General features: G+C 69.5%; 3 protein-coding genes. 1 reads left to right on the top strand and 2 read right to left on the bottom strand.

Annotation, left to right across the window (positions count from 1 at the left end; genetic code table 11):
* A partial coding sequence (locus ACK5IN_RS09050) for a multifunctional oxoglutarate decarboxylase/oxoglutarate dehydrogenase thiamine pyrophosphate-binding subunit/dihydrolipoyllysine-residue succinyltransferase subunit (RefSeq protein WP_416895863.1) occupies positions 1 to 2,680 on the top strand: 2,680 nt, incomplete at its 5' end.
* A gap of 59 nt (positions 2,681 to 2,739) precedes the next feature.
* Here ACK5IN_RS09050 and ACK5IN_RS09045 read toward each other — a convergent pair.
* Entirely contained in the window at positions 2,740 to 2,982 is a 243-nt protein-coding gene (locus ACK5IN_RS09045; protein WP_416895862.1) for a hypothetical protein, read from the bottom strand.
* Between the two features lie 214 nt (positions 2,983 to 3,196).
* A partial coding sequence (locus ACK5IN_RS09040) for a glycerol-3-phosphate dehydrogenase/oxidase (protein ID WP_416895861.1) occupies positions 3,197 to 4,541 on the bottom strand: 1,345 nt, incomplete at its 5' end.

The raw sequence follows: 4,541 nt of genomic DNA, 5'->3' as shown, positions 1-4,541 counted from the left end.
GGGCGAGTTCCTCAAGATCGTGCACGAGTTCCTGATCGGCGAACGCGGTTTCTACGAGGGCATCTTCGCGGCGCTGCGCATTCCGTACGCGCCGATCCACTGGGCCAGCGACATCAATGTCGACCTCGCCGAGCGCGTCGACAAGACGGCGCGTGTGCAGGAGCTGATCAACTCCTTCCGGGTACGCGGTCACCTGATGGCCGACATCGACCCGCTCGAGTATGTGCAGCGCACGCACCCCGACCTGGAGATCGAACAGCACGGACTGACGTTCTGGGATCTCGACCGTGAGTTCGTCACCGGCGGGTTCGGCGGCAAGCGGATCATGAAACTGCGCGACATCCTCGGGGTGCTGCGCGATTCGTACTGCCGCACGATCGGCATCGAGTACATGCACATCCAGGACCCGGTACAGCGCAAGTGGTTCCAGGAGAACCTCGAGGTCAAATACCAGAAGCCGACGCACGCCGAGCAGCTGCGCATCCTCAGCAAGCTGAACCAGGCCGAGGCGTTCGAGACGTTCCTGCAGACGAAGTTCGTCGGTCAGAAGCGCTTCTCGCTCGAGGGCGGCGAGTCGCTGACGCCGCTGCTCGATCAGATCCTCAAGGGTGCTGCCGAGGCGGGCCTCGACGGCGCCGCGATCGGGATGGCGCACCGTGGCCGCCTCAACGTGCTCACGAATATCGCCGGCAAGACCTACGGCCAGGTGTTCCGTGAGTTCGAAGGCTCGGTCGCCGTGGGCAACAAGAGCGGCTCGGGGGACGTCAAGTACCACCTCGGCACCGACGGCACGTTCGTGGCCGAGGGCGGTGAGTCGCTGCCCGTGCACCTCGCGGCCAACCCGTCGCACCTCGAGACCGTCGACGGCGTGCTCGAGGGCATCGTGCGCGCCAAGCAGGACCGCAAGCCGATCGGCTCGTTCTCGTATCTGCCGATCCTCGTGCACGGCGATGCCGCGTTCGCCGGGCAGGGCGTCGTCGTCGAGACGCTTCAGATGTCGCAGCTGCGGGGCTACCGCACGGGCGGCACCATCCACGTCGTCGTGAACAACCAGGTCGGCTTCACGACGACCCCACAGGACGGGCACACCTCGGTGTACGCGACCGACGTCGCCAAGACGATCCAGGCGCCGATCCTGCACGTCAACGGCGACGACCCCGAGGCCGTCGTGCACGTGGCCGAGGTGGCGTTCCGCTACCGCGAGCAGTTTCATCGCGACATCGTCATCGATCTCGTCTGCTACCGCCGCCGCGGCCACAACGAGGGCGATGACCCGTCGATGACGCAGCCGCTGATGACGAGCCTCATCGAGGCGAAGCGCTCGGTGCGCCGCCTGTACACCGAGGCGCTCGTGGGTCGCGGCGACATCACCGAGGAGGAGTACGAGAAGGCGAAGCAGGATTTCCAGGGCCGACTCGAGATCGCCTTCACCGAGACCCATGAAGCCGAGACCGGCGCGAACGAGGTCGTCGACCAGGCGGCGCTGGCCGCAGCGCAGGAGGAACGGCAGCCGGGCGAGCTGGAGACCACGGGCGTGTCTCGCGGGATCGTCGAGAAGATCGGCGACGCGTTCACCAATAGGCCCGAGGGGTTCACGGTGCACACGAAGCTGCAGCAGCTGCTCGAGAAGCGCCTCGACATGAGCCGCAACGGCAACATCGACTGGGCGTTCGGCGAACTGCTCGCGTTCGGTTCGCTGCTGCTGGAGGGCACCCCCGTGCGCCTGGCCGGCCAGGACTCCCAGCGCGGCACGTTCGTGCAGCGCCACTCGGTGCTGCACGATCGTACGAACGGCCAGGAATGGATCCCGCTGACCAACCTCAGCGAGACCCAGGGTCGGTTCTGGGTGTACAACTCGCTGCTCAGCGAGTACGCGACCATGGCGTTCGAGTACGGCTATTCGGTCGAGCGGTCCGACGCGCTTGTGCTGTGGGAGGCGCAGTTCGGCGACTTCGCCAACGGCGCGCAGTCGGTCATCGACGAGTACATCTCGGCAGCCGATCAGAAGTGGGGCCAGCAGTCGAGCGTCGTGCTGCTGCTCCCCCACGGGTATGAGGGCCAGGGACCCGACCACTCGTCGGCGCGCATCGAGCGCTACCTGCAGCTGTGCGCGCAGGACAACATCATCGTGGCGCGGCCGTCGACCCCGGCATCCTATTTCCACCTGCTGCGCCGCCAGGCATACACCCGGCCGCGGCGCCCCCTCGTCGTGTTCACCCCGAAGGCGATGCTGCGGCTGCGCGGGGCGACCAGCGCGGTCGAGGACTTCACGAGCGGCCGCTTCGAGCCGGTGCTCGATGACGATCGCGGTGTCGACAAGAGCGCCGTGACGCGCGTGCTGCTGCACTCGGGCAAGATCCACTGGGACCTGCGGGCCGAGCTCGACAAGAACCCGAACCCCGGGATCGCGCTCGTGCGCCTCGAGCAGTTCTACCCGGCACCGGTCGACGAGTTGCGTGCCGTCATCGAGACGTACCCGAATGCCGAGCTCGTGTGGGTGCAGGACGAGCCCGAGAACCAGGGTGCATGGCCGTTCATCGCACTCGAGGTCGTTCCGCATCTGCCCGGCCGTGCGATCCGCTGCGTGTCGCGTCCGGCCGCGGCATCGCCGGCGACCGGGTCGCCGAAGGTGCACGCCGCCGAGAGCGCTGAGATCCTGGAGCAAGCGCTCGCGCGGTAGGGACGCGCCGTACGCGGTGATTGATCCCGTGCGACGGTTGATGTCGCGTTGCGGCCGGTCTAGAACTGCGGCAGGTCAAGATCGACGGTGTGGCCAGTGGGACTGACCCAGTGTTCGGCACCCGTGTCGGGGTGCCTCTCGTGCTGTGATCGGGCCATAGCGGCATGCAGCCGGGCGGTCGGTCCGTGCACGGTGGGGGTTGACATTCCGTCGTCCCCGCCGGTGAGCCACACCGTGCGGTGCTCCGCCGCCTGGGGATCGCCGGGCGGCAGCACCCATTCCGTGGGGTCCACGTCGATCATGTCGGCTGGATCGATCAGCTCTGCGCGGTGACGCCGTCACCCGGTGTCGGCAGAGACCACTTCAGTGATGAAGGCGCGCTCTCCTGCGTTGTGCGCCGCTCGATCGTGCCCGAGGGTGCGAGCAAGATGACGGGCTTCGGATCAGGTCCACCACTGCCGTCGAGCCCACGTGGTCGATCTCAGCATGGAAAGCCGGAGGGCAACCGCTTCTGCGTCATCGACGCGGCGGACTGGACGGGCTGGGCGCGGCGTCGAGGGCAGCCTCGGCCGCCGCGATGGATGCCGCGCGGTCGCCGGCCACGAGGCCCAGCCGCGTGCGGCGGTCGAGCAGGTCGTCGATGGTCAGCGCACCCTCGGCGATGACGCCCCACGCGAGCTCCTGCGCAGTGACTCCGTGCGCTGCGTCGATGCCGCCGGGAAGGGCGGCGACGGCGGACGCCTCGGTGCCGTAGCGGCGCACGTACCGCGCCGGGGCGGAGAGGGTCGCCAGACGCGCGCGCGGCCAGGCGCCGACAAGCCCCAGGTCGCGGGTGCGGGATGCCGGGGCCACCAGCCCCCGGCCGGCGATGGCCGCATCGACCCCGTCCTGGGCCATACGGCGATACGTGGTGAGCTTGCCCCCCACCACGCTGAAGACGCCCGATGCGGACTCGAGGATCGCGTGCTGGCGCGAGATGTCGGAGGTCGCACCCCCGGCGTCTCCTTCGGGCACGAGCAGCGGACGCAGCCCCGCGAACGACCCGAGCACGTCGCTGCGGCCGAGCGGCTCCTCCAGCGCGAGGCTCACCGTGTCGAGGAGCATCGTGATCTCCTCCTCCGAGGCCTCGGCGACATCGGGCACCGGGCCATCCACGGGTACGTCGGTGAGCCCCGCGTATACGCGGCCGTGCGGCGCGGGAAGGGTGAACACCATACGGCTGCGCGATCCCGGCAGCGGCACGGTGAGCGAGACGTCCGATCCGCCGAAGCGCGCCGCGTCGAGCACCAGATGCGTCCCCCTGCTGGGTCGCAGCCGTACGCTCGCATCGACCTGCCCCGCCCACACGCCAGCGGCGTTGAGCACCGCCCGGGCACGCACGGCGAGCGTCTGACCGGTCAACTCGTCGCGCAGCGTCGCTCCGTTCCCAGTGACGTCGACGGCGGCGACGCGCGTGAGCACGCGCGCACCGAACCCGGCGGCCGTGCGGGCGACCGCCACCACGAGCCGCGCGTCGTCGACGAGCCGGCCGTCCCATCCGCGGATCGCACCGCGCAGTCCGTCGCCGCGCACCGCGGGCGCGACGCGCAGCACCTCGTCGGCGCCGATCACCCCCGGAGGCGGCAACACACGGCCCGGTGTGCCCACGACACGGCGCAGCGCATCGCCCAGCAGATAGCCGGCGCCGACGTAGGCGCCGCGGTATCGATGCCCCGGAGCGAACAGCGGCAGGCCCTGCGCCAGGGGCCGAGTCAGGTGCGGCGCCGTGCGCGTCATGAGCACGTGCCGTTCGGCGGCGCTCTCGTGCGCGATGCCGAACTGCCCCGACGCCAGGTAACGGAGGCCGCCGTGCACGAGCTTC

The sequence above is a fragment of the Microbacterium sp. genome, assembly GCF_047971895.1.
GTDB lineage: Bacteria > Actinomycetota > Actinomycetes > Actinomycetales > Microbacteriaceae > Microbacterium.
Note: the sequence above shows the minus strand (reverse complement) of the source record. Positions and strands in the feature narration are given on the sequence as shown.

Excerpts from the sequence above, each read along its gene's own strand:
- ACK5IN_RS09045 (WP_416895862.1), bottom strand. The coding sequence starts at position 2,982 with ATGATCGACGTGGACCCCACGGAATGGGTGCTGCCGCCCGGCGATCCC.